The following is a 24,591-nucleotide window of genomic DNA, read 5'->3' on the forward strand; positions in this document are numbered from 1 at the left end:
CTCATGATGAACCCTGTTCCATGGCTCCAGATGACAAACATGATCTCATATCAGGGACTTGTTCGCACCTTCCCTAACACTATGGGGCCTGTTGAAACAACGGGTTCGGCTTGTAGCTTGTCAGATAATGGCAGCGGTGATGGCGATTCGGATGGCAGTGGTAAGACTCCTGGTGAGGGGCCTTCAGGAACTAAACCTATTGATGGTTGGCTTGATTTTCAGCCGGTTGTCGGTGATGCCACTGGGACTTCTGTTTCTGGTTCCGTTGCTAAACTAAATAAAAACCTGGGTCTTGCTTTTCGTCAGTTGATGGATGGCACTAAGCGGGATTCTAATAACATTAACTCTATTACTCATAGTGCTGAATCATTTGCTAGGGATATGAAAACAGCGCTCTACCATTTGGATAAAATGTCTAATGATGTTCTTCAGACTAAAAATAATAGTGCTGAGCTTTTGGGTGGAATTAATACATCTAATGAATATTTGAATGCAATAAACGCTAAGCTTGATTCTTTAGGTTCTTCATCTCCTGGCGGGGACAAAGATGGGGATGACTCAAAATTGTATGATGAACTGAAACAGTTTCATCTTAATACATTTGGCCCTGACTTTGCTCAAAATAATATAGGAGGTAACTTTTATGATTTAGTGAGGGGGTATCAATATGATGTTAACAGTATAAAAGAGAGTGTTCATAACCTTGATACCACATTTAGTAGTTTTCATTGGACTACGTCTCAAGAGTTGCGGAATAACAGTATTGAAATGAACCGTAATATCAAAGCGATTGCCGAAATACTCAAAGGGAACGGCGGTGCTGGGGGTGATGGTAGTGGCTCAGGTAGTGGCGATGGTGAGAGTAGTGACATTGATTACAATAAAATGCCTGGATCCGGTGATAACCCCCTTGCAGTCCAGGGCAGTAAATATAATTCCGCTTGCCAGGGAAAAGACTGTTTCTTTGATGTGCCTGCAATGCAAAAGAAACTCGATGATGCCAACAAGTCGCTGACAGACAAATACACGACTATTTCTAGCGATGTGCAGAAGGTCTTTACCTTTAGCCTGTCCGGTTCTGCTGACCCGATGGAGTGCCTTGATTTATTCAGTCACCAGGGAAAAACCTATTCGGTTTGTCCGCCAACGGGGGACTACTGGCAGACGCTCGCCGCGATAATGATGTTTGTGTTCTATTTCATTGCGCTGATGATCATATTTAAGAGGTGATGTATGGAATGGCTTGGAGAGTTCTTTAATTCGTTTTTCGCCGATATATATCAATTGGCGGTGCAGTTTGGCGCGTGGCTGGCCATTCGCTTGGCGGTGCAGTGGGTAGAGTTCAAACTCTTTCTGCTGACGTTTACCTGGGACGTTGCCAAGGAAATATTGGTGAACGTTCACTTTAGTGAATTGCTGTCGTCATCCTTTAATTCCCTGCCGCCGACCATGAAAGGAATACTGTTATACATTCACCTGGACAAAGGGCTAACCATCCTCACCCAAGCGTTTGTTACCCGCTTCATGCTCAATATGATGGGGTGGTAAATGTCTATCAAGATCCACCACGGTGCCCCAGGCTCCTACAAGTCCTCAGGGGCCATCCATACCGATGTGATACCCGCCATCAAGGCTGGCCGCCATATCGTTACCAACGTGGGCGGCTTCACGGCTGAGCGGTGTAGGGAGGTACTGGGCAAGGCCGTCCCCGATGACTTCCAGGTAACGTATATCGAAACCGAATCCCAGGAAGGACGGGATCATTTTGCTCGCTTCTATCACTGGGCACCCAAGGGCGTGTTCTTCTTGGTCGATGAGGTGCAACGGATATTTCCGCCTTCCTGGCGACAGACTGATTTAGACCGGCTGGATTATCCAGGTGGGCCGGATGCAGCTAAAAATGATGGGCGACCGGAAACCATAGACGTGGCCTTTGATATGCACCGGCATCATAACTGGGACTTTGTATTTACGACTCCGAACATCAAAAAGGTGCACCAGGTAATCCGAGCTGCTGCCGAAACAGCCATTCGCCATACCAATATGGCGATATTGGGGATAGGTGGTCGTTACAAGACGGTATTACACCTCTCGGATAATTCCGGTTCGTCCATGTCTGACGTATTGCAAGCCAAGCCATTTAACAAGGTGCCCAAGTATGTTTTCAAACTTTATGACTCAACTACAACCGGTAAAGTCTCGGATACAATCGCGGGTAGCTCGGTATTACGAGATCCTAAAATTCTGTTTTTTCTGGCGGTGTGGGGGTTTTGTGTATTCTTTGGCTTCATCAAGCCTGAGTATATTGATGCTCCTGCTAAGGCCTCTCAGGCTGCTGCTGACGCCTCTTCGGCTCCTGGGGCGGTGGATGGTACTCCCGCTGATGGGGTACGTCCTGGCGGCGCTCCTGCTGCGTCTCCTGGCGGGGTTCTTTCTGTAGGGCCGTTTGCTGGGCATCGGATCATTATTAGCTGTCATGTCCTGGTGAAGGATCACCGGGGCGAGTATCGCGTTGAGTATTCTTCTCACTGCGCAAGGGTGACGCGGTGCAACCGCTCTATAGCGATGATTGGCCGGATGAGCTTGCCAGCGTGGATGCTGTAAGCGGCTGTCATGCGGTGGTGAAGTACCAGGGCAAGCCGGTGGATGTGTATTGCGACCCTGATGGGGATACCCTGCGCCGGAAATACAATGCTGCCCTCTTCGCCGGCGGCGATACCAAAAACGCGCCATCGGATGACCGGTCATAACTATAAATATGAACGGGTATAAAAACCTAACCGCGACATGGCATTATTTATGTTAAATACAAATGCCCAAGCCCCAAAGGACGGGGGCGGTAGCCCCTACAAGCCGCCCCTTGGTGCTGATTTGGCCCTCTAAAGTCTCGCGGCGGAACACGCAGATATAGCCCCGAGACTGGATCACCCCCTTCCCTGCTAAACCGGCTTTTAAGGCTTTCATGCACATATGATGCTGCGCCGTAGCGGGCACTATAATTAGAGTAATCTTTCCTCATTAATATCGAATGTGTCATTGTTGGTTTTGTATTTATAAATCTTTACACTTTTATAGTTATTCTGGTTTAGTTTTTTTAGTGTTTCTCTAATAATAGAGTCATCTGATTGGCATCCGAAATATATTGAATCTATGCTTTCAGGTAGGATTTTTTTTAAAATGATAACATCATTCTGTTGAGCTAGTATGTGAATTGAATTATTTAATTGTATGTTTGGTAGTTTATTGAAGTAATATTCATGATTTCCATCACCTCTTTTGATGCTCATTTTTTTAAGGTTTTCATAAATTATGTCTGTAGTTTTAAGAGATGGTTCTCTCGTTGTCTTTATGAGTTCACCATACTGAAATGGCATTATGCATCTGTGCTCTTTTTCATATATCCATTCGTTGCTTTTAATAAGCATCTTTTCCATGATGAAATCATATGGAATTTGCTCTTCAGGCGTTTTCTCATTAAATTTGTTTATGTCAAACCGCTTGGAATCATAGATAACTCTTTGTGGCAGGGGGTTTGTGATTCCAAGTAGCTTGTCAATTTCATTTGCTTTAAAGCTTCGCTCTATAAAGTCATGTTTATAGCCAATGCAGATTCCTTTGTGGGAGCTTGCATAGTGAGCCCACATTAGTATGTTTCTGTGATTTTCTGTTAGTGATATTACTCCGTAACTTTTTGGTAAATCCATGTATATATTTTTATATACTTCTGTTAGGGACGTATCACCTTGTGCCTTTGCAAAATCAAGAAGGCCTTCGCTTAACTTTGTAGCTAATGCTTCACATAGTGTTGATTCAAAGGGATCGTTGAAATTCAGTGTTGGTGCAAGCTTTATTGCTGGGTTTTCTAAGTGATCTAATATATCGAAGTTATTAGAGTAATATTTATATAGGACTTTCATATGGAGTCTCGGTCGTTTGGCCCCCCGTATAGTAATACGGGGGGAATTCTACTTGGTAGCCTACCCTATCGGAACCCTTATCCTGCATGCGCTAACTGCTCAGTCAGCCAGGTCAAGGCATCCTCGGTGTTCTTGAAGGTCTTCACGCGCTGGGGCTTTATCTTGGGAACCCGCTCTATGGCGATATCGTGCAGGACCTGGGATTTGATGACATGGGCTTTGGCGACCATGTTCTGGTCGTTGAGCCAGCCGTTGAAGTCGTTGGCGAGGCTAAGGGCCTCGTCAGTCCCTCCCTTATAGTCTCTGGTGTCGATCAGCAGGCAGAACATCTTCCCTTCTAGGCCTTCAATGAGGGACTTGATACTGCTAACCCAGAGGCTGCATCCTTCGGCGTTGAAAGCGCCTATCAGTTTACTGGTGATCACCTGCCCTGCCACGCTAGCAGTGTGCTGGCCATGGCACTTGTTCGGCTCCATTTGTTCTCCATCATGCAATGGTGGGTAGGTGGCTGGATCCTGCCATAAATCCCTATTCATGCCGACGCTGACATTTTTGTTATGTGCTGTTCGTCCCTTAATTTAGGCAGCTGACGTGACCATAGCGGGATGCAGAGATGAAAAAGCCGGGTATTCACCCGGCTTGTGTCATTACATGATGCCTAGCTTCTTCCTCCAGTAGAACGCGGCCATTTGCCTTTCGGATCGTTCCACCTGGATGATGGCCAGGGCCTCGATCCTTCTTCTGTCGTACATCACACCGTTAGGCGAGATAAGGCAGTCGTTTTTCATCCGCCAGCCTTCCCAGGCTTTGAAAATTGTGGGCAGCTCCCGCCCGCATGCCATACGCATCAGCCGTTTATAGACAGGGGGTATCTCTGTACCCTTATCCCAATATGTGACCTGCCTCACAGAAACGAAACATAGATTTGCCACCTCTTCAACGGATAAGCCGCATTCAAACCAGCGAAAAATGAAGTTTTTGGTCAACTCTCGTTCCATCCAAGTAAATACCTGATAAACCAGCAAAATTGCGTGGAGTGGCTTATCGGCGGGTTTCGGATGGGCATTTAACAAAACGTCGCATTATGCGCGGTTTTGTTTAAAAGATGAAACACGATACCGAGTTGGTTCTCATCTGGTTGATGACGTCAGATCTTGTTCCTATCAAGTCGGTTGGCCACTGTATCTATCACTCACATTAATTTGTTATCTCTCATTCTTCATCGACACACCAACACACGTTCATTCATGCAACCTATCAAGCGGTTTATGGTTGGCGCTTTCGTGCCGTTCACTGTTGCCGGTGTGCAGATATTTGGAGGTGGTGTCTATGCTGTCATGACCCGCGTCAGCTTGAACATGGGATAAGGGTCGACCATTGAGATTGATGTCATGGGTAATGCCGGTGTGGCGAATGGAGTGCGGGGTCAGATTGCACATCTCGGCGGCGTCCTGGGTAAAGCCGTCTTGTTCGGCCAGATTCGCAGCGGTCTGGATGACCGTCACCACCAGTTCACGCAGTTGGCGGATACCGAGATTGGCATTGAGCTCTCCCTGTTCACGGCCATGCGCGGCTGCTTTATGGCGTACAAAGAGTGGAGTTTGTTCATTGGGGGCTGGCAATGGCGCTAGCCCCAAAAAAGTGCGATAGCGCTTGAGCGCTTCCAGCAAGGCCTGAGACACGGCCACTGTACGCCGTTTGCCGCCCTTGCTGCGTGGAATGTAATAACCCCAGACGCCGGTTTTACCGTCACGGCGAAACTGGCCCATGACGGGCGTAAAACCCGGTCTGGCTGCCACCTCCGAGATGCGCAGATAACAGGCATACATCAGGCTTATCAGAAAACGGCTGCGTTCATGTTGTTCTGGCTGCTCGGTTGCCAGTCGCTCGGCCGCTTGCATGACATAGGACCACTGCAGTTCGGTGAAGGCCTGGCCCTGATCATCGATCTCCTGCTGGACTGGTCGCTTGACTCGTTGTAGCAGCAACGCCGGATTCCTGTCCATGTACTCTTCCTGGATAAGAAACTGGAAGAAGGCCGACAAAATGGCGAGTTTGGTCTTCATTGCCTGCTCACTCAGGCGATACGGCAGTTCACGTCCCAGCTCCCGTTTGCCGAGGAATGGCCGCCATAACGGATTGGGCAGCCGTTCTCCCCACTCTTTGTCGAGGATGAACTGCGCCACATTGCGGTAGGCAATCAGCTGGTCTGGTGGCGCCTGGCAATAGTCGAGATAGCGCATCATGATGCGCCGGGTCAGGTCTTTCGGGCTGATGGCCAGCTCGCTGAAACACCAGTGCAGAAATGTCGTCAGCTCGCTACGGTACGTTTTGTAGTTGTTCTCGTTATGGCGTTGCTCCAGCAGCCAGTCGACCGCCAGTTCGTAGACGAGACCCGCATCGGGCACGTCGTTCAGGCTGAGGTTGGCCAGATACTGATTGACCTGGGGATTGCCCGCCTCCAGGTGAGCCAGGCCGTCAAACAGTGGCATGGCGGGTGGAAGTAACATAGAGGTCATGGTGGTGCTTGCTTGGTTTATAGGATGGGAGCGTGTGCTCTGTTCAAAAGCTGATGCCGATAAATGGGGTTATCGGCATCATGATGTGACAAAAAATCCAGCTGTGTGCGATGCCGCATCGGCTGTTGTAACCCGTTTGGGCGACTTCCTATGTTTATTCAATGGATATGCACCCTTGTTCGAAATTTCTCGGGGTAAATATCCGTAAAAATGACTGTAAATTCTTAAATTGTGAATAGCTTGGGGTGTTTGAGCTTGCTGTTTCACTGTTTCAACCTGGCGCCTCACTCCCCTTGCCTTCACGCCACGCTCTTGAGGGATTTTCCCTTGGGTTTGTCAGCGTCAGCCTTCTCTTCCATTGGCTGGGGATCCTCTTTGGTACTCCCCTGCGCCTTGCCACCGCGCAGTACGTTTTGCAGTACGTCACGCTGTTCGGCCAGGTAGAAGGCCAGGGTCTCTTGCTGTTCGGGTTCCAGATTGACAGGTGCCCCCGCCAGCAAGGTCATCAACTCGTCGGCGGTATCCAGCAGCTTGTCATAGGCATCCGCCTCTTTCTTGCTGGCAAAGGTCATCTTTTCCACTCCCCCACGCACGACAACATATTTGATTTCAACAGCCATAATGGCGTCCTCCTCATGATAGTGAACACAAGTATATGTACGGATATACAGTATTGCAAATATCCAGATAAAGCGGGTGATGATGAGAGACTGTGGCCGATTACGCGGCCATCATCACATTGATGAAAGGGTCATTTGACATCCGCTTTAAGCAAGCTGGATGATGGGCTCATGACGATCACAAGACAACTGCTCATACTGCTGCTGGTTGAAGTGATGCTCCTCGGGGGCATCGCGCATCTGGTCATTGGCCTCTCTCCCCTGCTCTCTCTGCTGTTTGTGGTATTAACGCTATTGGGGCTGCGCTGCCTGGTGGTATTGCTGACCTGGGGGTTCTCCCGCTTTTATCCGGCACCGGCCATCGGCTTGCGGGCCTGGTTACGCATGGTGGTTTGGGAGATGCTCGCCTATCTGTTTACCTTCACCTGGCTGCTGCCATTTGAGCGGCTGCTGATGGCGCCGGACAGGCTTACCCCCTCCCCCCGGCCCTTGCTGCTGGTTCACGGTTACGGTTGCAGTCGCGGGATCTGGCGGGTACAAAGAGCCCGTCTGGAAGCCGCCGGTCACGTGGTCGCCACCGTTACCCTGACTCCTCCTTTCGGTCATCTCGATGACATGGTACCCCTGCTGGCCAGGCGTATCGATGAAGTACTGGCTGCCACGGGCGCCGCTCAGCTGGTGCTGGTTGGCCATAGTATGGGGGGGCTGGTGTGCCGTGACTATCTTGCCCTGGCCGGCGGTGGCAAGGTGGCGCAGCTTATTACCCTGGCGACGCCCCATCAGGGCAGCCAGCTGGCGACCATTGCACTGGGTGACAACGCGCGGGAGATGGAGCCAGGCTCCGGTTGGCTGCAACGCTTCGCCGCCGTGCCGCTGTGTGTGCCCGGGATTTCGGTGCGCACCAGTCATGACAACTTTGTGTTGCCCCAGTCCCGTCAGCTGATGGCGGGCATGGAGGACATAGAGCTCGCAGCCCTTGGCCACCTCTCCCTTATCTACTCGCGCCGTACCACGGCCCTGCTGCTGACCCTGCTTGCCCGCGCCCAGCCAGAAACGAAAAGGGCCTGATTGCTCAGGCCCTTGGTGTTTGTGCTCTCTCTTGATCGATGAAAGCAGGTTAGAAGTGAATGCCCTTGATAAGGGTAGAGACCGCCATCTGATCCGCAGATGCCTTGGACTCGCCGCCCTCTTTGGGATCCGAGAAGGTGCGAAAGCTGGTGTTCATGATCACCTGGGCCACCCGTGGCGCCAGGGCATGGATCACCTGACCGAATACCCCGAGGCGGGTAGCCAGCCGTACATGCTTGTTGATGATGGTGTCACACACCAGATCGGCGGCCTCTTCCGGCGTCATCATGGGCACCTGCTCATACACCTTGGTCGGCGCCACCATGGGGGTTTTCACCAGCGGCATGTTGATGATGGAGAAGTTGACTCCCTTGTCCGCAAACTCGGACGCCGCGGTGCGCACCCAGGCGTCGAGCGCCGACTTGGAGGCCACGTAGGCGGAGAAGCGCGGCGCATTGGTCAGCACCCCGATGGAGGAGATGTTGATGATGTGACCCTTCTTCTTCTCGATCATGGTGGGCAGCACCCCCATGATCACCTTGAGGGTGCCGAAGTAGTTGAGTTGCATGGTGCGCTCCAGATCGTGGAAACGATCGAAGGAGTCCTCGATGGCGCGACGGATGGAGCGGCCGGCATTGTTGATGAGGATATCCACCCCGCCGTGTTCGGCCACTATCTGTTTGGTAATAGCCTCCCCTTGGGCGAGGTCCGCCATGTCTCCCTGATAGACCTGCAGGGTCAAGCCCTGCTCGGCAAACTCGGCCTGGGTCTGTGCAATCTTGTGCTCGTCCCGGGCAATAGTCAGCACCCTGGCGCCAGCCTCGGCCAGCTTTTTCGCGGTGGCCTTGCCGATGCCGGAGGTAGCGCCGGTGATCAGCACTACTTTACCCTCGACGCGGCCGCGCAGAGTGCGGTCGATGAACAGCTCGGGATCGAGGTGACGCTCCCAGTAGTCCCACAGTCGCCAGGCATAGCTGTGCAGCGGCGGCACTTCAATGCCGGTGCCTTTCAGTACCCGCTGTGCTTCGCGGTTGTCGAAGCGGGTGGGATAGTTGATGAGCCGGAAAATATCCTTGGGCAGACCGAGATCGGCGATGGCTGCATCGCGAATGCGGCGCACCGGCGTCAGAGCCATCAGCATGGCCATCAGGTGGCGGGGAATAAAGCTGAACAGGGCCGCATTGATGCGAATGGCGGGCTCGGGCGCGTGGGCAGCACGGGAGAAGGTGCTCAGCATGTCGCCAACCCGCATCGGATGGGAGTCGGTCAGGTGAAATGCCTTGTTGTCCTCTCCGTCCAGATGGGCGATGTGATCGATGGCATCCACCACGAAGTTGACCGGCACCAGGTTGATGCGCCCCCCCTCGACGCCGATGGCGGGCATCCAGGGCGGCAGCAGGCGCCGCAGCTTCTGGATAGTCTTGAAGAAGTAATAGGGGCCATCCACCTTGTCCATCTCGCCTGTGTTGGCATCCCCCACCACTATACCGGGTCGGTAGATGCGCCAGGGGATGGTGCTCTCCTTACGCACTATGCCCTCGGCCTCGTGCTTGGTCTGGAAATAGGGCATGTCGAGGTGCTCTGCCTCATCGAACATGTCTTCACGAAACAGGCCGTCGAACAGACCGGCCACTGCGATGGAGCTGCAATGATGGAAGCAGCGAGCGCCGAGTCGTTCGGCCAGTTGCAGCGCCTGACGGGTGCCCTCAGTGTTGACCTGCTGCTGAATGCCCGCCTTGGCGTTGAGGTCATAGATGGCAGCGAGATGGAGGAAGTGATCGATATTGCCGACGAGTGGTTCCTGCTCGGTGGCGCTTACTCCGAGTTGGGGATGGGTCATGTCTCCGACGATCGGGATTGCCCTTTGCTCGTCGACTCCCCAGTAAGCCAGCAATTCGGGTACCCGCTCAAGATGGGCTGCGCGCATCAAGAAATGCACCCGGCTATTCGGGCGCTGCAGCAGTTTTTTTATCAGTCGGCGGCCGATAAAACCGCTGCCCCCCGTGATGAAATAGTCCATGGTATTTATTCCCTTACTGATTGGGCTGTTAGTTGTCGTTAGATATATCACGCTTCAATTGGAAATATGCATTCGAACATCATCTTCGTGACCGAGACCAAAATTACCACGACTGCCTGTTCCGTTATTAGGTAGAACCCTCTATTTTTTCCCCATAGACTGAGAATGAAAGCTCAGTAATGCCACAACGAATGTTCCAAGGTTGTTGTCATTACCTAATCCCACTCTCCAGTAAGGAAACAATCATGGCCAAGAAATTGAAATCGCTGGCAAGCTCGGTGACCGACAACCAGCTCACCTCGACCATCAAAGAATCCACCCAGCAGATCTGGCTGGCGGGCTTGGGTGCCTATGCCAAGGCACAAGAGGAAGGGGGCAAGATCTTCGAAGCCCTGGTGCAGGAAGGCGAAGCATTGCAGACCCGCACCCGTCAGAGTGCCGACGAAAAGATCGCGGCCATCACTGACAAGACCACAGGTACCTGGGGCCGTCTGGAACAAGTGTTCGAGGATCGCGTGGCCCGCGCCGTCGCCAGCCTGGGTATCCCGACCCGCAAGGATATCGACAAGCTCTCCAAGCGGATGGCCGAGCTGACAGAAGTAGTACAGCAACTGGTCGATGCACAGGATGACACGGTTGCACCGGCTGCCGAAGCCAAACCTGCCGCCGCCACTGTCGCCAAGAAACCGGCGGCCAGGAAGCCACCGGTGAAAAAGGCTGCAGCCCCCATCGCCAAGGTGAAAGAAGAGGTCAAGGCGTTGGCGTCCGAGGTAGAAAAAGTCGCCAAGGATGTCAAGGAGAAGGGCGAGACTACCCTCTCCTGATCTGACCGGCCAGATCTGCTTGGCCTGGCATAGTGATTGACCGGCCCATGCCCTCTTGCTGGGCCGGTTTTGCTTGAGAAGGGAGGCTGTGTCATGAGCACGATTGCGATTGCCCTCGCTGGAGGGGGTCCTCTGGGGGGGATTTACGAGATCGGAGCCTGCGCCGCCCTGGCCGACAGTATCAAGGGGCTGCGTTTCGAACAGGCCGATATTTATGTGGGGGTCAGTTCCGGTGCCGTCGTTGCCTCGGCGCTGGCCAATGGCATTTCCCCCGACAAGCTGGTGCGGATCCTGCTCAGCGATGACAGCAGCGAGTTTTTCGACCCCTCTACCCTGCTGCGCCCCGCTTTCGGTGAATACCTTGGCCGACTGACCTCACTGCCGCCATTGGCGTGGGAATGCCTGGCCGATTATCTCTCCGCCCCCTGGAACAAAAGCTTGCTCGGCTCCTTGCAAGGCATGTCCAAAGCGATCCCGACCGGTTTGTTTGACAGCCGCGGGGTGGATCGCTTCCTGACCCAATTTTTCTCTCGCCGTGGCCGCAGCAATGACTTTCGCAAACTCAAGAGCCGTCTGTTCGTCATCGCCACCGAGCTCGACACAGGCCGCGCCGTGGCATTTGGCAGCCCGGGACTCGATGACGTGCCCATTTCGGCGGCGGTACAAGCTTCTGCTGCCCTGCCCGGCCTGTTTCCACCGTCATTGATCAATGGTCGTCACTATGTGGACGGGGCCCTCATCAAGACGCTGCATGCCTCTGTGGCGCTGCAGGAGGGAGCCGACCTGGTGTTTTGCATCAATCCGCTGGTGCCGTTCGATGCGGGGATCGCCAGCGAGCGCCCCGCCAATCTGGTGGACAGTGGTTTGCCTGTGGTGCTGGCCCAGACTTTTCGCGCCATCATACATTCGCGCATGCACGTGGGGATGGATCGCTACAAGCATCAGTACCCGGATGCCGACGCCTTGCTGTTCGAACCCTCCCAGGCTGATGGCGAAATGTTTTTTGCCAATGTGTTCAGCTATCGGGATCGCCGCCACCTGTGCGAGCACGCCTTCCAGCATACCCGTCGTGATCTGTGGCAGCGCCGGGCAGAACTTGGCCCCATCCTCGCCAAACATGGGCTTGAGCTCAATCTGGGGGCGCTGACCGATCAGCAGCGCTCCCTGCTCACTCCGGGAACTGGCTCGGTCGCAGCACTGGATGCCTCCCTGACCCAATTGCAACATTGGTTGACCCACCGTTATGGCGGCAAGGGCCGCCGGCAACCGAAGGAGTAGCATGGACAGCAAACCAAAGCGGCGAACGCGGGAGCGGATCCTGGCCACCGCCCTCACCCAGTTCAATCTGCTGGGTGAGCCGACCGTCACCACCTCCGCCATCGCGGCTGAGCTGGAGATGAGTCCGGGCAATCTCTATTACCACTTTCACAACAAGGAAGAGATAGTCAACGCCCTGTTCGGCGAATTCGAACAGGAGATGGCTCATCTGCTCGACACCGTCACCCCTCCGCTGGATGAAACAGAAGATATCTGGTTCTTCTTGCACCTGATGTTCGAACTCATCTGGAAATATCGCTTCTTCTACTACGACATCAGCACCCTGATGAGCGGCAATCACAAGGTGGAGCTGCGCTTCTCTGCTCTGCTTCGGCGCAAGGAACAGACCGCCGCCGCCATTTGTCACAGCCTGTCCGGCAGTGGCTTGCTGCAGGGCAGCGATGCCCAGATTGCTGCCCTGGCGGCCAATATCGCGCTGGTGGGCACCTTCTGGATCTCCTATCAACGGGCACTGCACCCGCGGGCCGATGCCGACATCGCCCTCGGGGTGTTTCAGGTAATGCAGCTGGTGGCCCCTCGTCTGCGGCCCAATGCCCGTGCCCATCTGGATGCCATCGCCATGCACTACTGCCCGTCCCTTGCGACGAGGGCGCCCAATTCCGACTTTTAACAGGGAGCACAACATGACCACTTCACAGCAAAAATTGTCCGAGTTCACCCCGTTCCCCTGGCCGGACGCGGCCTATGACTACGCGGGGGCGGGTCTCAAGCAACATTGGGCTCGCCTGCATCAGGGGGATGCAGAGCCCTGGCCTCAGGATACTCAGGTGCAGGCGGCCTGGCGTGCCTACCATGCCGGTGACTTCGGTCAGGCGGTGGCATTGGGGAATGCGGCGGGGGACGCTGGCCTCAACGTGGTGAACAAGGCGCTGGTGATCCACGCCAGCTACCTGCTGGATGACAAGTACGCCAAGCGGGCGGCATTCGAGCTGGCCGCCAGCAACGCCGAGCAACTGCAAAAGCGTCAGCCCGACAATGCCAACGGCTGGTATTTCCACGCCCTGGCGCTGGGTCGCTATAGCCAGGTGATCTCGGTTTCCAAGGCCCTGTCACAAGGGATAGGTGACAAGATAAAAACCAGCCTGGAAAAAGCACTGACACTGGCCCCCGAGCATGCCGAGGCCCACATCGCCTTCGGTGCCTGGCATGCGGAGATCATCGACAAGCTGGGCGCCATGATCGGCGGGATCACCTATGGTGCCAAAAAAGACGAAGCTGAGCGTCACTTCAAGGCTGCGTTGGCCATACTGCCCCACTCTGCAATCGCCCGCATGGAGTACGCCAATGCCATGGTGATGATGCATGGCAAGAGCAAGATGGCGGCGGCCGAAGCGCTCTATGCCGAGGCTGCCGAGTGTGAGCCCATGGATGCCATGGAGCGGCTCGATGTGGAAGCGGCCCGTGAGGAACTGGAGGACGAATAACACCGCCTTGTGGCCATGAAAGAGGCCAACCCAAGGGTTGGCCTCTTTGTTTTCCGGTAAGGCAGCTTGCTCGGTACGCTTAGTCTCCTTGCAGCAGTTGCTCGAGTACTGCAGGGTCATAGACCAGATCCGGTTCCAGCAGCACCAGCAACAGCAGTTGTTCAAACTCCAAGGCAAAGCGATCGACGATAAGGTCGGGATCCGGCACCCGCTTCTTGTCGGTGATGAGGCCAAGTTGCACCTTGTTGTCATAGGAGAGGATAGAGACACCGACACCTATGTCACCCGCCTGGGGCACCCAGAACAGGGGCTGGCGCAGACGCGCACCGGCCAGATAAAGGGTCTGCTGGGGACCGGGCACATTGGTGATGACGGCGCTGGCCTTGGCCGAGAGAATATCGATGGTCTGCTGTTGCAAGGCCTTGGGGGCCATGCCCATTACCTCCAGCAGGTTCAGCACCACGGCTGGTTGCAGGGAGGACTTGAGCGCCTGCATCCGCTCTCGCACCGCATGCAGCCGTTGCAGCGGGTGTTCGATATCCAGAGGCAAGTCCAGGGCCACCAGCCCGAACCGGTTGCCAAGGGCACCGTTGTCGTCGGGGGCGCGCATGTTGACCGGCACCAGGGCCCGTATTGCGACACCATCGGCGTCATCCCCTTTCTCAATCAGATAGTGGCGAAGCGCTCCTGCGGTGGCGGCAATCAGCAGATCGTTGACCGAACAGCCGAGCACCCGTCCTACCGCCTTCACATCCGGTAGCGGTATCTGTTCAGACCAGGCCACCCGCTTGGTGCTGCCTGTCTCCCCTTTCAGCCGGGTCTTTGCATCGTCGGAGAGGGTGGCGATGGTGTAGAGCTCGGCGGTCACATCCCGGCTTATCTTGAGGTAGTCCATCGCCTTGGTGGGATGGGTAAGTAGTTCGACATACTTGGACCAGAGAGTGCCGGTCAGCTTGAGACCGGCTCGCAGCAGGCGACTGCCCTGATGAGCGTCGTGGTCGTCATCATGGTCGCTGGCCAGGGGCTCGGGCTGCGGGCGCGGCGCGGACACAGGACTCTCATCCATCATGGTGAGAAGGGCACGCACCAGGGAGAATCCATCTCCCATGGCATGATGAAAGCGAACCACCAGCGCCTGACCACCGAGGGAGGTATCCACCAGGTGCATCTCCCACAGGGGGCGCTGATGGTTGAGCGGGGTGGAGGCAAAGTCGGCCACCAGCCGCTCCAGCTCGGCCTTGCCAGCCTTGCCCGGCAGGATCACCCGCTTGAGGTGCAAATCGAGATCGAAATCGGGATCGTCACGCCAGTAGTACTCGCCCCCCTCCAGGCTGGCCTTTTGGTGAAATCTGGGCTGTACCCGTATGGTGTACTCGAGACTGGCACGCAGCTGGGCCTCGTCGAGCTGACCGTCAAACATCAGCACACCGACGATTTGCATCAAATTGTTGGGTCTGTCCATCCGCAGCCAGGCGGTATCGACACAGGAGATAAGTTCACACGGTGACATGGTTTTTCCCTACCGTTTCGCTTATTTGTCCGCCATCTTCCCATGAAGACTGCAATATCGATGACGAACAAACAAGAGTCGTATATGTTGGTGCCAATACGCTTCGATTAATTATTTCTGCCTGGGCATAATGAAACGTGGCGACGTGAACATGGCATCGTAAAAATAATTGTTCCGCTCGTCTTGTCTCCGGTTTATTTGTTATTCGGAGGTCGTCTCATCGTTCAGTTAATATACAGATGTGCTGTCTGGCATCTATTTTCGGCGACAGACAGACAGAGCGAGTGTTGATGTTCCTGTGCGGCTTATCCCTGACTGGGACAAGGCAGGCGGTTATCGACATATTCGAGGATCTCCTGCTCCAGCACGCTGCGTACCGGCAGCAGCATCAGGCCGAGGCGCACCTCCAGTTGCAGGTTTGTGTCGGTCAGGCAGAGAAAGCCATTAACCCCGGCACCGCGAAACAGCAACCGGGTCTCTTCCTCATCTTCCCATTCACAGTCGAGTTGGTACTCCTCGCTCATGTCTTGTGCAATGGCTTCGGCGGCGAGCCGCACACCGGCCAGCCCCAGAGGGTGCTGGCGATTGACCTGGATGGTCGACAGGCTGCTGCCGACAAGGGGATCGTATAGGAACATGCTAACTCTCTGAGCGATGACAACATTTATTGATATTAAACACATGAATCAAACAAGTGAAAGCCATTTGCAACATAATTGGGACTCACTTAACAAAGCCGCTTGAGCAAGGGCACCATGCATTTATCCCCTGCCCACCCGCGAGTTACACTCAAGGAGAAGGATGTATCAGCACTGTAGTGCACGCTACTATCCGCCTTACTATCCACTTATCATGTTCCCTGTTTTTATCCGTTCGCCAAGCCATTCGTTGCAGGTCACCAGAGAGCTGAATATGACCCAAGAGACACGCCTATCCGATGATCCGCAGTCCGAAGACGAGAGCACACTGGGGCGGCTCTATCGTCAGCTCAATCGGGTCGCCTCCCTGCGCGAGCAGATGCGTAACCACCCGGAAGATCAGCAAGACAGAGACAGATTGCGTCAATGGCAGGCAGATCGCTTGGGCCGTACCCACAGGGATCTGCTGGAGAGCGAACGCTACGGCCCGGCCGCCGAATTTTTCCTGACGGATCTCTATGGCCCTGGGGATTGTGCCCGGCGCGATGCGGACGTGATGCGAGTCATGCCGACCGCCGAGCGATTGTTGCCGGAATCGGGCCTCAAGGTGCTGGCCCAGGCGATTGAGCTTGACGCCCTCTCCGAGGAGCTCGACTACCTGATGGTGGTGGCGCTGCGTCGCAGTGGCGCCATAGGCCGGTTGACGGCAGCGGCTTATGCCCTCGCCTATCGGGAGGTGGGCGAACCCGAGCGGCGCGCCCATCAGATAACCCTGGTCACAGAGCTGGGGATGACGCTGGACAGGTTGGCCCGCAAGCCTTTCCTTGGCACCACCCTCAAACTTGTCTCTGGGCCGGCGCATCTGGCGGGGCTCGGCGAGCTTTTCTCGTTTGTCGAGCGGGGCTACCGGGTCTGTCATCAGATGGGGCGGGCCAACGAATTTCTGGAAACCATCGCCAGCCGGGAAACAGCCATCATGACGGCGCTGTTTGACGGGGATGCCAGCGTGTTGGCCTGACTGGCGGCGCGTGACGCTCCAATAAGAAGCGGGCCCCTGCGGCCCGCGTCTATTTCTGGTGGGGAAACCTGCGGATCAGATCACCAGCAGATCCATAAAGGCGTGGACCGGTGTGCTGGCCAGCTGCTTGCCATCCTGGCAGAGGGCGAGAATATCGTGCACCCGTTTGGCCGGGAAGCGTGTCGCCAGATTGTGCTGGAATTTTTCCACCAGCAGGGGGATCCCCTCCTCACGCCGGCGACGATGGCCAACCGGATATTCCACCTCCACCTTGGCGCTGTGGCTGCCATCCTTGAAGAAGACCTGGATGGCATTGGCGATGGAGCGCTTGTCTGCCTCCAGGTATTCGCGGCTGTAGCGTTTGTCTTCCTGTACCACCATTTTGGCGCGCAGGGCATCGATACGGGGATCGGCGGCCACGTCATCTTCATAGTCCTCGGCTATCAGGCGCCCGAAGATGAGCGGCACGGCCACCATGTATTGCAGGCAGTGATCCCGATCCGCCGGGTTGTTGAGTGCCCCCACCTTGCTGATGATGCGAATGGCCGATTCATGGGTGGTGAGCTCGATGCGGTCGATCTCGTCGAGCCGCCCCTTCACCTCCTCATGCAACTTCATGGCGCACTCGACGGCTGTCTGGGCATGGAACTCGGCCGGATAGGCGATCTTGAACAACACGTTCTCCATCACATAGCTGCCATAGCCCTGATGCAGGGCGAACTGGTTGCCCTTGAACAGCACATCGTAGAAGCCCCACTTGGGTGCGCTCAGTACGCCGGGATAGCCCATCTCACCGCTCATGGTGATGAGCGCCAGACGAACGGCGCGTGATGTCGCATCCCCGGCCGCCCAGCTCTTGCGTGACCCCGCGTTAGGGGCGTGGCGATAGGTGCGCAGGCTCTGGCCATCAACCCAGGCCTGGGAGATGGCATCGATCACCTGATCGCGATTGCCCCCCAGCATATGGGTCACGACTGCGGTACTGGCGACCTTCACCAGCACAACGTGATCGAGGCCAACCCGGTTGAAGGAGTTCTCCAGCGCCAGCACGCCCTGGATCTCGTGAGCCTTGACCATGGCGGTCAGCACATCGGCCATGGTGAGCGGCGCCTTGCCCTCGGCGACGCGAGTGCGCGACAGCCAGTCAGCGGTAGCCAGAATACCCCCCAGGTTGTCGGAAGGGTGGCCCCACTCGGCGGCGAGCCAGGTGTCGTTGTAATCGAGCCAGCGAATGATGGCGCCTATGTCCCAGGCCGCCTTGACCGGATCGAGGCAGAGCTGGGTGCCGGGCACCCGGGCACCAAAGGGCACGACCGTGCCCGGCACTATGGGCCCCAGATGCTTGGTGCACTCGGGAAAACGCAGGGCCAGCAGGCCGCAGCCCAGGGTATCCATCAGGCAGTAGCGGGCGGTATCGAGCGCCGCTTGGCTGGTAATGGGGTGGTTGCAGACATAATCGGCAATATCGACCAGCACCTGATCGGGAGAAGGTCTGTGGTTGACGTCGACGTTGGCGGACATCGTGATTTCCTTATCGTTGTTGCAAAGAGACGAAATGACGGGGGGCCGGGCCGACGTAATCGGCGCTCGGGCGAATGATCCGGTTGTGTTCCCGCTGCTCCATCACGTGGGCACACCAGCCGGTGACCCGTGAGCAGACAAAGATAGGCGTGAACAGCTTGGTTGGTATCCCCATGTAGTGGTAAGCGCTGGCGTGGAAGAAATCTGCATTGGGGAACAAGGCTTTCTCCTCCCACATCACCTTCTCCGCCTCGCAGGAAACGCGATAAAGACGTGAGTCTCCCACCGCCTCGGCAAGTTTTGCCGACCACTCCTTGATGATGACGTTGCGGGGATCCGAGGTGCGATAGACGGCGTGGCCAAAGCCCATGATCTTCTCCTTGGCGATGAGTTTCGCCTGCAGCTCGCGCCGGGCCTGGGCTTCATCCTGCCAGGGCTCGATCATCGCCATGGCGGCCTCGTTGGCACCACCGTGCAGCGGCCCGCGCAGGGTACCGATGGCGGCGGTAATGCAGGAGAACATATCAGAAAGCGTGGAGGCACAGACCCGGGCTGCGAAGGTGGAGGCGTTGAACTCATGCTCCGCATAGAGAATGAGGGAGACATGCATGACGCGGCGCGCCAGCTCGCTCGGGGCTTTCTGGTGCAGCAGGGCCAGGAAGTGGCCACCGATGCACTCCTCATCGGTATCGAGCGCAATGCGCAGCCCTTCGTGGCTGAACTTGTACCAATAGAGCAGTATGCCAGGGAAGGCCGCCAGCAGCCGATCAGCCACTTCATGCTCGTGCTCGAAGCCATCTTCCGGCTCCAGATCGCCGAGCATGGAACAACCGGTACGCAACACATCCATGGGATGGGCATTGGCAGGGATGCGCTCAAGCACCTCCAGCAGGGCGGTGGGCAAGGTGCGCAGGCGGCGCAGCTCGCGCTTGTAGTCCACCAGTTGTTGTTCACTGGGCAAGGCTCCCTTGAGCAGCAGATAGGCGACCTCTTCAAACTGGGCGCCCTCTGCCAGCTCCTTGATGTCATAGCCGCGATAGGTGAGCCCGGTACCGCTCTTGCCCACGGTGCAGATGCTGGTTTCCCCCGCGCTCTGACCCCGCAGGCCGGCGCCGCCCAATGGCTTCTGTTGTCCCATAACCTTGCCTCCTAATCCCTGGATGTGAACAGACGATCCAGTGTCTGCTCGTAATGGTGATAGCCGAGGAAGTCATACAGGGCTTCCCGGGTCTGCATTGTGTCCACGACGGCTCTTTGGTGGCCATCCTGGCGAATGTGCTGATAGACGTTGAGCGCGGCCTGATTGGCCGCCCGGCTGGCACTCAGGGGATAGAGCACCATGTCGACCCCATGCTTGGCGAGCGCCTCTTTATCAAACAACTCGGTCTGGCCGAACTCTGTCATGTTGGCGAGGATGGGCACCCCAGCCGCCTGTTTGAAGCGATCATATTGACCAAGCTCGGTCACCGCCTCGGCGAAGATCATGTCTGCTCCGGCGGCCACGTAGGCGGCGGCGCGTTCCAGCGCAGAGCCAATCCCCTCCACCGCCAGCGCATCGGTGCGCGCCATAATGACGAACTCCCCGTTCTCACGGGCATCCACCGCCGCCTTGATGCGATCGCACATCTCCTCCTGCGAGACCACCGCCTTGTTGGGCCTGTGGCCACAGCGTTTCTGGGCGACCTGATCTTCCATATGTACAGCCCCCACCCCTGCCCGCTCGAAGGCGCGAATGGTGCGGGCGATATTGAAGGCGCCGCCCCAGCCGGTGTCGATGTCGACCAGCAGTGGCACCTTGGTCGCTGCGGTGATCCTTTCCGCGTCGATCAGCACATCATTGAGGGAGGTCATGCCGAGATCCGGCAGGCCATGGGAGGCATTGGCCACACCGGCACCGGAGAGATAGAGGGCCGCAAAGCCGCTACGTTCGGCCATCAGGGCCATGTAGGCATTGATGGTGCCGACGATCTGCAGTGGCCGTTCGTTGGCAAGGGCTGTGCGAAAACGCAGGCCTGCCGAAGGGGTAAGGCTGGACATCATGACTCCTTTCATTTGTCTGGTCTGACTATCTAATATCACGTTTACGTTAACGTCAATCATACTTTCGTGGCAGAACGGCGCCAGGCAAGACAGGGCGCGGGTTTTAGGGTAAATTTCACCAATTCCTTCAACAGGTTGAATCGTATGTCGGATCCCAATCCCGTGATCGTCTGCCCGGCTTGCGACTTGCTGATCGAACGCAAGTTATTGCCAATGCGACGCCACGCTCACTGTCCTCGTTGCCATCAGCATCTGTATGGACGCTACGCCTTTCGCCCCTCCCAGTTGATGGCCCTGACCATCACAGGTTTTCTGCTGCTGCCCTCCGCCTTCTTCGAACCGCTTATCTACCTGCGTCTGGCCGGGGTGAACTCGGATGCCAACTTGCTCAAGGGCATCCTGGTGCTGATGGTCGAACACGAATTCTGGGTGGCGGGACTGGTGCTCTGGTGCGCCGTGCTGGCACCGGTGGGCCTGCTGCTCGGTATCTTTTTGCTGTCCTGTGGTCTGGCCAAGCGTTGGCACATACTGGCCCCGACCCTTAAAGCGGTGGAGGTGTTTCGTCACTGGGCCATGCTGGAGGTCTACATCGTCAGCCTGCTGGTCGCGCTGTTCAAACTGATCGATATCGCCGATGTGCGCCTGGGGGGCGGCTTGTTGAGTCTGGGTATTCTGATGCTGCTCAACATGACACTGCTGACCCTGTTTGATCCCGCACCTTACTGGGAGCGCGTGCCACTGGAGGAGCCGGAACATGACCCAGACCAGCGCCCGTGAGCTGGGGCTCTGCCGCTGTCACAGCTGCGGTCTGCTGGTTCGCCATCAAGCCGGCGCAGTCTGCCCCCGCTGCCACAGCAAGTTGCAGTTGCGCATCCCCCATTCGCTGGCCTGGTCATGGGGCTTGCTGGCACTGGCCACCTTCATGTTGCTGCCCGCCAATCTGCTGCCCATCACCCACTTCTATAACAAGGGATTATTGCAGTCCGATACCATCTTCAGCGGTATCATGATGCTTTATCGCAGCAAGATGTCGGGGATCGCCACCATAGTGCTGACCGCCAGCATCATAGTGCCGGTGGGCAAAATTTTGGGGCTGGGCTGGATCTGCTGGCAGTTGCAGCGCACCAAGCCGGTGCGGCGCAAGCGTCAGCTCATCATGTATCGCATCATCGATTTTATCGGCCGCTGGTCCATGCTGGATTTGTTTGTCATCTCGCTGATGGTGGCGTTGGTTGATCGCGGCGTGCTGCTCAATGTGCGGGCGGGCCCCGGCGCTACGGCGTTTGCCTGTGTAGTGGTGCTGACCATGATGTCGGCCAGGATGCTGGATACCCGGCTGCTGTGGGACAAAGCGGCCCGCTGATACCCCTTGGATAATCTCCCTTTCTGTTTTTGGACAAGGTGACTTGTTGATGATTTGTTTGTATCTGAAGTGCTGTTCACATCAGCCAATTAAGGAGTCGGTATGATCGGGGCTGAACCCGTCATTGAGAAGCGTCGCTGGTTATCGCCAGTCTGGTTGTTGCCCTTCATTGCCCTCTTGCTGGCGGTCGGGTTCATCTACCAGCAGTTTGCGAGCAGTGGACAACTTATTCGCATCAATTTTGCCCAGGGCAACGGCATTCTGCCGGGCAAGACCCAGCTGCGCTATCAGGGGGTAGCCATAGGGGTGGTACAGGATCTGGAGCTGGCTGAAGATGGCCACAAGATAGCGGTACTGGCCAAGATAGACAGCCGAGCCCGTTCGCTTATCCGCAAAGGCTCTGACTTCTGGCTGGTGAGCCCCAAGGCCTCGCTGACCGAAATTTCCGGCCTCGATACCCTGGTCTCCGGCAACTACATCAACCTGCAGCCCGGCCGGGACAACAATCCGCTGGAAGAGGAGTTTGATGCACTGGACGGCCCTCCCCCGGGTTATCAGGCTCAAGGACGCATGTTGCACCTGACTGCTGACTCGCTGGGGTCGGTCGGGATCGGCGCCAGGCTTTATTTCCGTGGTATCGAGGTGGGCAGCGTCATCAATACCCGCTTGGGCCAGGACAACCAGAACGTGATCCTGGATCTGGTGATCGAGCCGCGCTTCGAGCACCTCGTCAAGGCTGATACCCGTTTCTGGAACATCAGCGGCATCAAGGGGTCCTTCAGTCTGGCCGGCGTCAGTGTGGAGGCGGGCAGCCTCACCTCCATCCTCAGCGGCGGCATAGCATTTGACTCTCCCAAAGCATCGCCAGAGCCACAAAAGGGGCAGACCTTCACCCTCTACAAGGGACTGGCCGAGGCCGCCCGTGGCGAGCGGATCGACATAGCCGCGGGGGATCTGCCCATCAAGGAGGGAATGCCCATCCTCTATGAGGGGATCGAAATTGGCCGTATTGACCCCATTCGCCTGACCGACAAGGGCCGGATCGTGACGGCTTTGATCAACCCGGAACAAGCATTTCGGATCACCGGCGAAAGCCGGCTGGTCTGGGAGACAGTTTCCCTCGGCGCCAGTGGTCTCAAGCACGCTGATCGCCTGCTGGCAGGGCCTGCCATTCGCCTCGACTATGTGGCGGGGGAGAGGGTCAAAGCCATCACCTTGAGCGGCCAGGATCAGGTCAGCGGCACCCGACTCACACTGTTGGCCGATGATCTGGCGAGCCTCAATGAAGGGGCTCCGCTCTGGTACAAGGGGTTGCAGATTGGTCAGATAAACCAGCTGAGCCTGGATGCAAACGGCAATGCCAGCGTCGCTCTGGTGGTCAATACGCAATATCAGCACTTGCTGAAACGGGCCCGTTTCTATCGGGCGTCACCACTGCAGATCGATGCCGATCTTAGCGGTATCAAGGTGGAAACCAGCCCGGCCAGCGCCTGGATTGGCGGCGGTATCAAGCTGGTGCAGGCCGTCACCGGTGAGCGCATCAACCGCCTCTACCCGAGCCAGGAGCTGGCATTGCTCGGTACCCGTGATGCCAAGCCTCAGCGCTGGTTGCTTAAGGCAGAGCAGGCAGATGGTATCGGCATCGGCTCCCCCGTACTCTATCTGGGACTTGAGGCGGGCAAGGTCAAGCAACTGCGCGCAGCCAAAGAAGGGGTGGAGATCGAGCTGGAGATTGACGGCGTTTATGCCCCCCTGCTCTCCCGGCAGCCGCAGTTCTGGAAAAAACCGGCCCTGGATACCCGGGTGCGCGTCGATGGCGTACACGTCAAGGTGGGCAATCTTGCGACCCTGCTGCGCGGTGCCATCGAGTTTGACAGGCTGGGAACCGGCCGCAGCAGCCATCAACTGTTTGATAGCAAAGAGCAGGCACGGGCGAAAGTGCGCGCCCTCTCCCTGGTGGCCGACAACAATCCGGGTCTGGGGGTTGGCAGCCCAATCCGCTATCGCGGTGTCGACATCGGCAAGATTGAGCAAATTGAGCTGGAGCCATCGCTGGGTCAGGTGATCTTCAAGGCCGAGCTGGATGGTCAGTATGCAGAGCGCTTTATGCAATCCGGCGCCCGTTTTACCCTGGTACAAGCCAAGCTGGGATTGGGCGGCATAGCTCACCTCGATACCCTGATCAAGGGAGCCTTTGTGGAGGCTCAGCCAGGCCAGGGGGCGGGCAAGGACCGTTTTCCCTTGAGTCAGACGGGCCCGGTTGGGCTGGCCTTGACCCTCAAGAGCCCGTCAGTCAGCGGCTTGAGTGTTGGCAGCCCCTTGCTGTTTCGCAAACTGGTTGTTGGTAGCGTCACAGGCGTGGCGTTGGCGCGTGATGGCAGCGAAGTGTTGATCGATGTGAGCGTTGATCAGGAGTATGCCCACCTGGTTCGGGCCAACACCCGCTTCTGGAACGTCTCCGGCGTCAAGGCCGACATAGGTTTGACCGGGGGCACCATCGAAGTGGAAACCGTGCAGAGCCTGCTGGCGGGCGGCATTGCCTTCAATACCCCAGAGCGGGAGATGGGGCCGACCGTCAAGGCGGGCCATCGTTACCCCTTGCATGGCAAGGCAGAGAAAGAGTGGCTGGAGTGGAGCCCTCGCATTCTGCCCTGATCGTCTCTTTCCTATTACACCAGCCCGGCCATGACGCCGGGCTTTTTTATGTTGCCGGTCGGCACTGTTAAGAAAATTCCTAGACTTGTGATAGGATATCGCCCCTTATTTTGGGT

At 56.5% G+C, this 24,591-nt stretch carries 23 protein-coding genes; 12 read left to right on the forward strand and 11 right to left on the reverse strand.

Annotated elements, in window-relative coordinates; all coding sequences use genetic code 11:
- From OKC28_RS08160 to OKC28_RS08170, 3 genes are all read left to right on the forward strand, one after another.
- On the forward strand, positions 1 to 1,230 hold a 1,230-nt coding region (locus OKC28_RS08160; RefSeq protein WP_270688728.1), incomplete at its 5' end, for a hypothetical protein.
- A 3-nt stretch (positions 1,231 to 1,233) separates the two neighbouring features.
- Positions 1,234 to 1,548: a DUF2523 family protein gene (locus OKC28_RS08165; protein WP_265432641.1), complete on the forward strand. Its 315-nt coding sequence runs from the start codon at positions 1,234 to 1,236 to the stop codon at positions 1,546 to 1,548.
- The gene (locus OKC28_RS08170; protein WP_270688657.1) at positions 1,549 to 2,604 is read left to right on the forward strand and encodes a zonular occludens toxin family protein; all 1,056 of its coding nucleotides are present in this window, start codon (positions 1,549 to 1,551) and stop codon (positions 2,602 to 2,604) included.
- A 395-nt stretch (positions 2,605 to 2,999) separates the two neighbouring features.
- On the opposite strand, the gene OKC28_RS08175 is transcribed toward OKC28_RS08170, so the two are convergent.
- The 5 genes from OKC28_RS08175 to OKC28_RS08195 all read right to left on the reverse strand — a co-directional run bounded on the left by OKC28_RS08175 (position 3,000) and on the right by OKC28_RS08195 (position 7,056).
- Positions 3,000 to 3,917 carry a DUF2971 domain-containing protein gene (locus OKC28_RS08175; RefSeq protein WP_270688659.1) on the reverse strand — a complete coding sequence of 306 codons (918 nt, stop codon included), beginning with the start codon at positions 3,915 to 3,917 and terminating at the stop codon, positions 3,000 to 3,002.
- Positions 3,918 to 3,994: 77 nt separating this feature from the next.
- Complete coding sequence (locus tag OKC28_RS08180) at positions 3,995 to 4,393, reverse strand: hypothetical protein (protein ID WP_270688661.1); 399 nt, start codon at positions 4,391 to 4,393, stop codon at positions 3,995 to 3,997.
- A 171-nt stretch (positions 4,394 to 4,564) separates the two neighbouring features.
- Complete coding sequence (locus tag OKC28_RS08185; protein WP_155602675.1) at positions 4,565 to 4,915, reverse strand: DUF3653 domain-containing protein; 351 nt, start codon at positions 4,913 to 4,915, stop codon at positions 4,565 to 4,567.
- A 243-nt stretch (positions 4,916 to 5,158) separates the two neighbouring features.
- The gene (locus OKC28_RS08190; RefSeq protein WP_270688664.1) at positions 5,159 to 6,436 is read right to left on the reverse strand and encodes a tyrosine-type recombinase/integrase; all 1,278 of its coding nucleotides are present in this window, start codon (positions 6,434 to 6,436) and stop codon (positions 5,159 to 5,161) included.
- Between the two features lie 299 nt (positions 6,437 to 6,735).
- Positions 6,736 to 7,056: a YebG family protein gene (locus tag OKC28_RS08195; RefSeq protein WP_021138886.1), complete on the reverse strand. Its 321-nt coding sequence runs from the start codon at positions 7,054 to 7,056 to the stop codon at positions 6,736 to 6,738.
- Positions 7,057 to 7,227: 171 nt separating this feature from the next.
- Here OKC28_RS08195 and OKC28_RS08200 point away from each other — a divergent pair, with 171 nt between their 5' ends.
- Positions 7,228 to 8,124, forward strand: a complete 897-nt coding sequence (locus tag OKC28_RS08200) for an esterase/lipase family protein (protein ID WP_270688666.1) — start codon at positions 7,228 to 7,230, stop codon at positions 8,122 to 8,124.
- 49 nt (positions 8,125 to 8,173) lie between these two features.
- On the opposite strand, the gene OKC28_RS08205 is transcribed toward OKC28_RS08200, so the two are convergent.
- The gene (locus OKC28_RS08205) at positions 8,174 to 10,144 is read right to left on the reverse strand and encodes an SDR family oxidoreductase (RefSeq protein WP_099993235.1); all 1,971 of its coding nucleotides are present in this window, start codon (positions 10,142 to 10,144) and stop codon (positions 8,174 to 8,176) included.
- A 245-nt stretch (positions 10,145 to 10,389) separates the two neighbouring features.
- Between OKC28_RS08205 and OKC28_RS08210 the strand changes: the two genes are divergently transcribed.
- The 4 genes from OKC28_RS08210 (at position 10,390) to OKC28_RS08225 (ending at position 13,730) form a co-directional block, all read left to right on the forward strand.
- Complete coding sequence (locus OKC28_RS08210; RefSeq protein WP_021138889.1) at positions 10,390 to 10,968, forward strand: phasin family protein; 579 nt, start codon at positions 10,390 to 10,392, stop codon at positions 10,966 to 10,968.
- A gap of 93 nt (positions 10,969 to 11,061) precedes the next feature.
- On the forward strand, positions 11,062 to 12,246 hold the full coding sequence (locus OKC28_RS08215; RefSeq protein ID WP_270688668.1) for a patatin-like phospholipase family protein: 1,185 nt from the start codon (positions 11,062 to 11,064) through the stop codon (positions 12,244 to 12,246).
- 1 nt (position 12,247) lies between these two features.
- Positions 12,248 to 12,916, forward strand: coding sequence for a TetR/AcrR family transcriptional regulator (locus OKC28_RS08220; protein WP_005311531.1), 669 nt, complete (start codon positions 12,248 to 12,250; stop codon positions 12,914 to 12,916).
- Positions 12,917 to 12,929: 13 nt separating this feature from the next.
- Entirely contained in the window at positions 12,930 to 13,730 is an 801-nt protein-coding gene (locus OKC28_RS08225; protein ID WP_270688673.1) for a hypothetical protein, read from the forward strand.
- Positions 13,731 to 13,809: 79 nt separating this feature from the next.
- Here the strand turns inward: OKC28_RS08225 and OKC28_RS08230 are convergent, their stop codons facing one another.
- Entirely contained in the window at positions 13,810 to 15,240 is a 1,431-nt protein-coding gene (locus tag OKC28_RS08230; RefSeq protein WP_270688675.1) for a wax ester/triacylglycerol synthase family O-acyltransferase, read from the reverse strand.
- Positions 15,241 to 15,545: 305 nt separating this feature from the next.
- Positions 15,546 to 15,923: a polyhydroxyalkanoic acid system family protein gene (locus OKC28_RS08235; RefSeq protein ID WP_085941456.1), complete on the reverse strand. Its 378-nt coding sequence runs from the start codon at positions 15,921 to 15,923 to the stop codon at positions 15,546 to 15,548.
- A gap of 229 nt (positions 15,924 to 16,152) precedes the next feature.
- Between OKC28_RS08235 and OKC28_RS08240 the strand changes: the two genes are divergently transcribed.
- Positions 16,153 to 16,896, forward strand: a complete 744-nt coding sequence (locus OKC28_RS08240) for an FFLEELY motif protein (protein ID WP_005311522.1) — start codon at positions 16,153 to 16,155, stop codon at positions 16,894 to 16,896.
- A gap of 75 nt (positions 16,897 to 16,971) precedes the next feature.
- Here the strand turns inward: OKC28_RS08240 and OKC28_RS08245 are convergent, their stop codons facing one another.
- Genes OKC28_RS08245 through prpB form a run of 3 tightly spaced genes read right to left on the reverse strand, consistent with a single transcriptional unit; the run spans position 16,972 to position 20,454 of the window.
- On the reverse strand, positions 16,972 to 18,417 hold the full coding sequence (locus OKC28_RS08245) for a bifunctional 2-methylcitrate dehydratase/aconitate hydratase (RefSeq protein WP_021138894.1): 1,446 nt from the start codon (positions 18,415 to 18,417) through the stop codon (positions 16,972 to 16,974).
- Between the two features lie 10 nt (positions 18,418 to 18,427).
- Positions 18,428 to 19,555: a bifunctional 2-methylcitrate synthase/citrate synthase gene (gene prpC, locus OKC28_RS08250; RefSeq protein ID WP_021138895.1), complete on the reverse strand. Its 1,128-nt coding sequence runs from the start codon at positions 19,553 to 19,555 to the stop codon at positions 18,428 to 18,430.
- Between the two features lie 11 nt (positions 19,556 to 19,566).
- Entirely contained in the window at positions 19,567 to 20,454 is an 888-nt protein-coding gene (prpB, locus tag OKC28_RS08255; RefSeq protein WP_021138896.1) for a methylisocitrate lyase, read from the reverse strand.
- A gap of 147 nt (positions 20,455 to 20,601) precedes the next feature.
- Between prpB and OKC28_RS08260 the strand changes: the two genes are divergently transcribed.
- The 3 genes from OKC28_RS08260 (at position 20,602) to OKC28_RS08270 (ending at position 24,475) form a co-directional block, all read left to right on the forward strand.
- Positions 20,602 to 21,234 (forward strand): paraquat-inducible protein A, encoded by a 633-nt coding sequence (locus OKC28_RS08260; protein WP_005311519.1) that lies wholly within the window; start codon positions 20,602 to 20,604, stop codon positions 21,232 to 21,234.
- The gene (locus OKC28_RS08265; protein ID WP_005311518.1) at positions 21,212 to 21,820 is read left to right on the forward strand and encodes a paraquat-inducible protein A; all 609 of its coding nucleotides are present in this window, start codon (positions 21,212 to 21,214) and stop codon (positions 21,818 to 21,820) included. The genes OKC28_RS08260 and OKC28_RS08265 overlap by 23 nt, the downstream gene beginning before the upstream one ends.
- A gap of 102 nt (positions 21,821 to 21,922) precedes the next feature.
- Entirely contained in the window at positions 21,923 to 24,475 is a 2,553-nt protein-coding gene (locus tag OKC28_RS08270; RefSeq protein WP_021138897.1) for an MlaD family protein, read from the forward strand.
- Positions 24,476 to 24,591 lie beyond the last annotated feature (116 nt).

The sequence above is a fragment of the Aeromonas sp. D3 genome, from assembly GCF_027705025.1.
Lineage (GTDB): Bacteria > Pseudomonadota > Gammaproteobacteria > Enterobacterales > Aeromonadaceae > Aeromonas > Aeromonas salmonicida.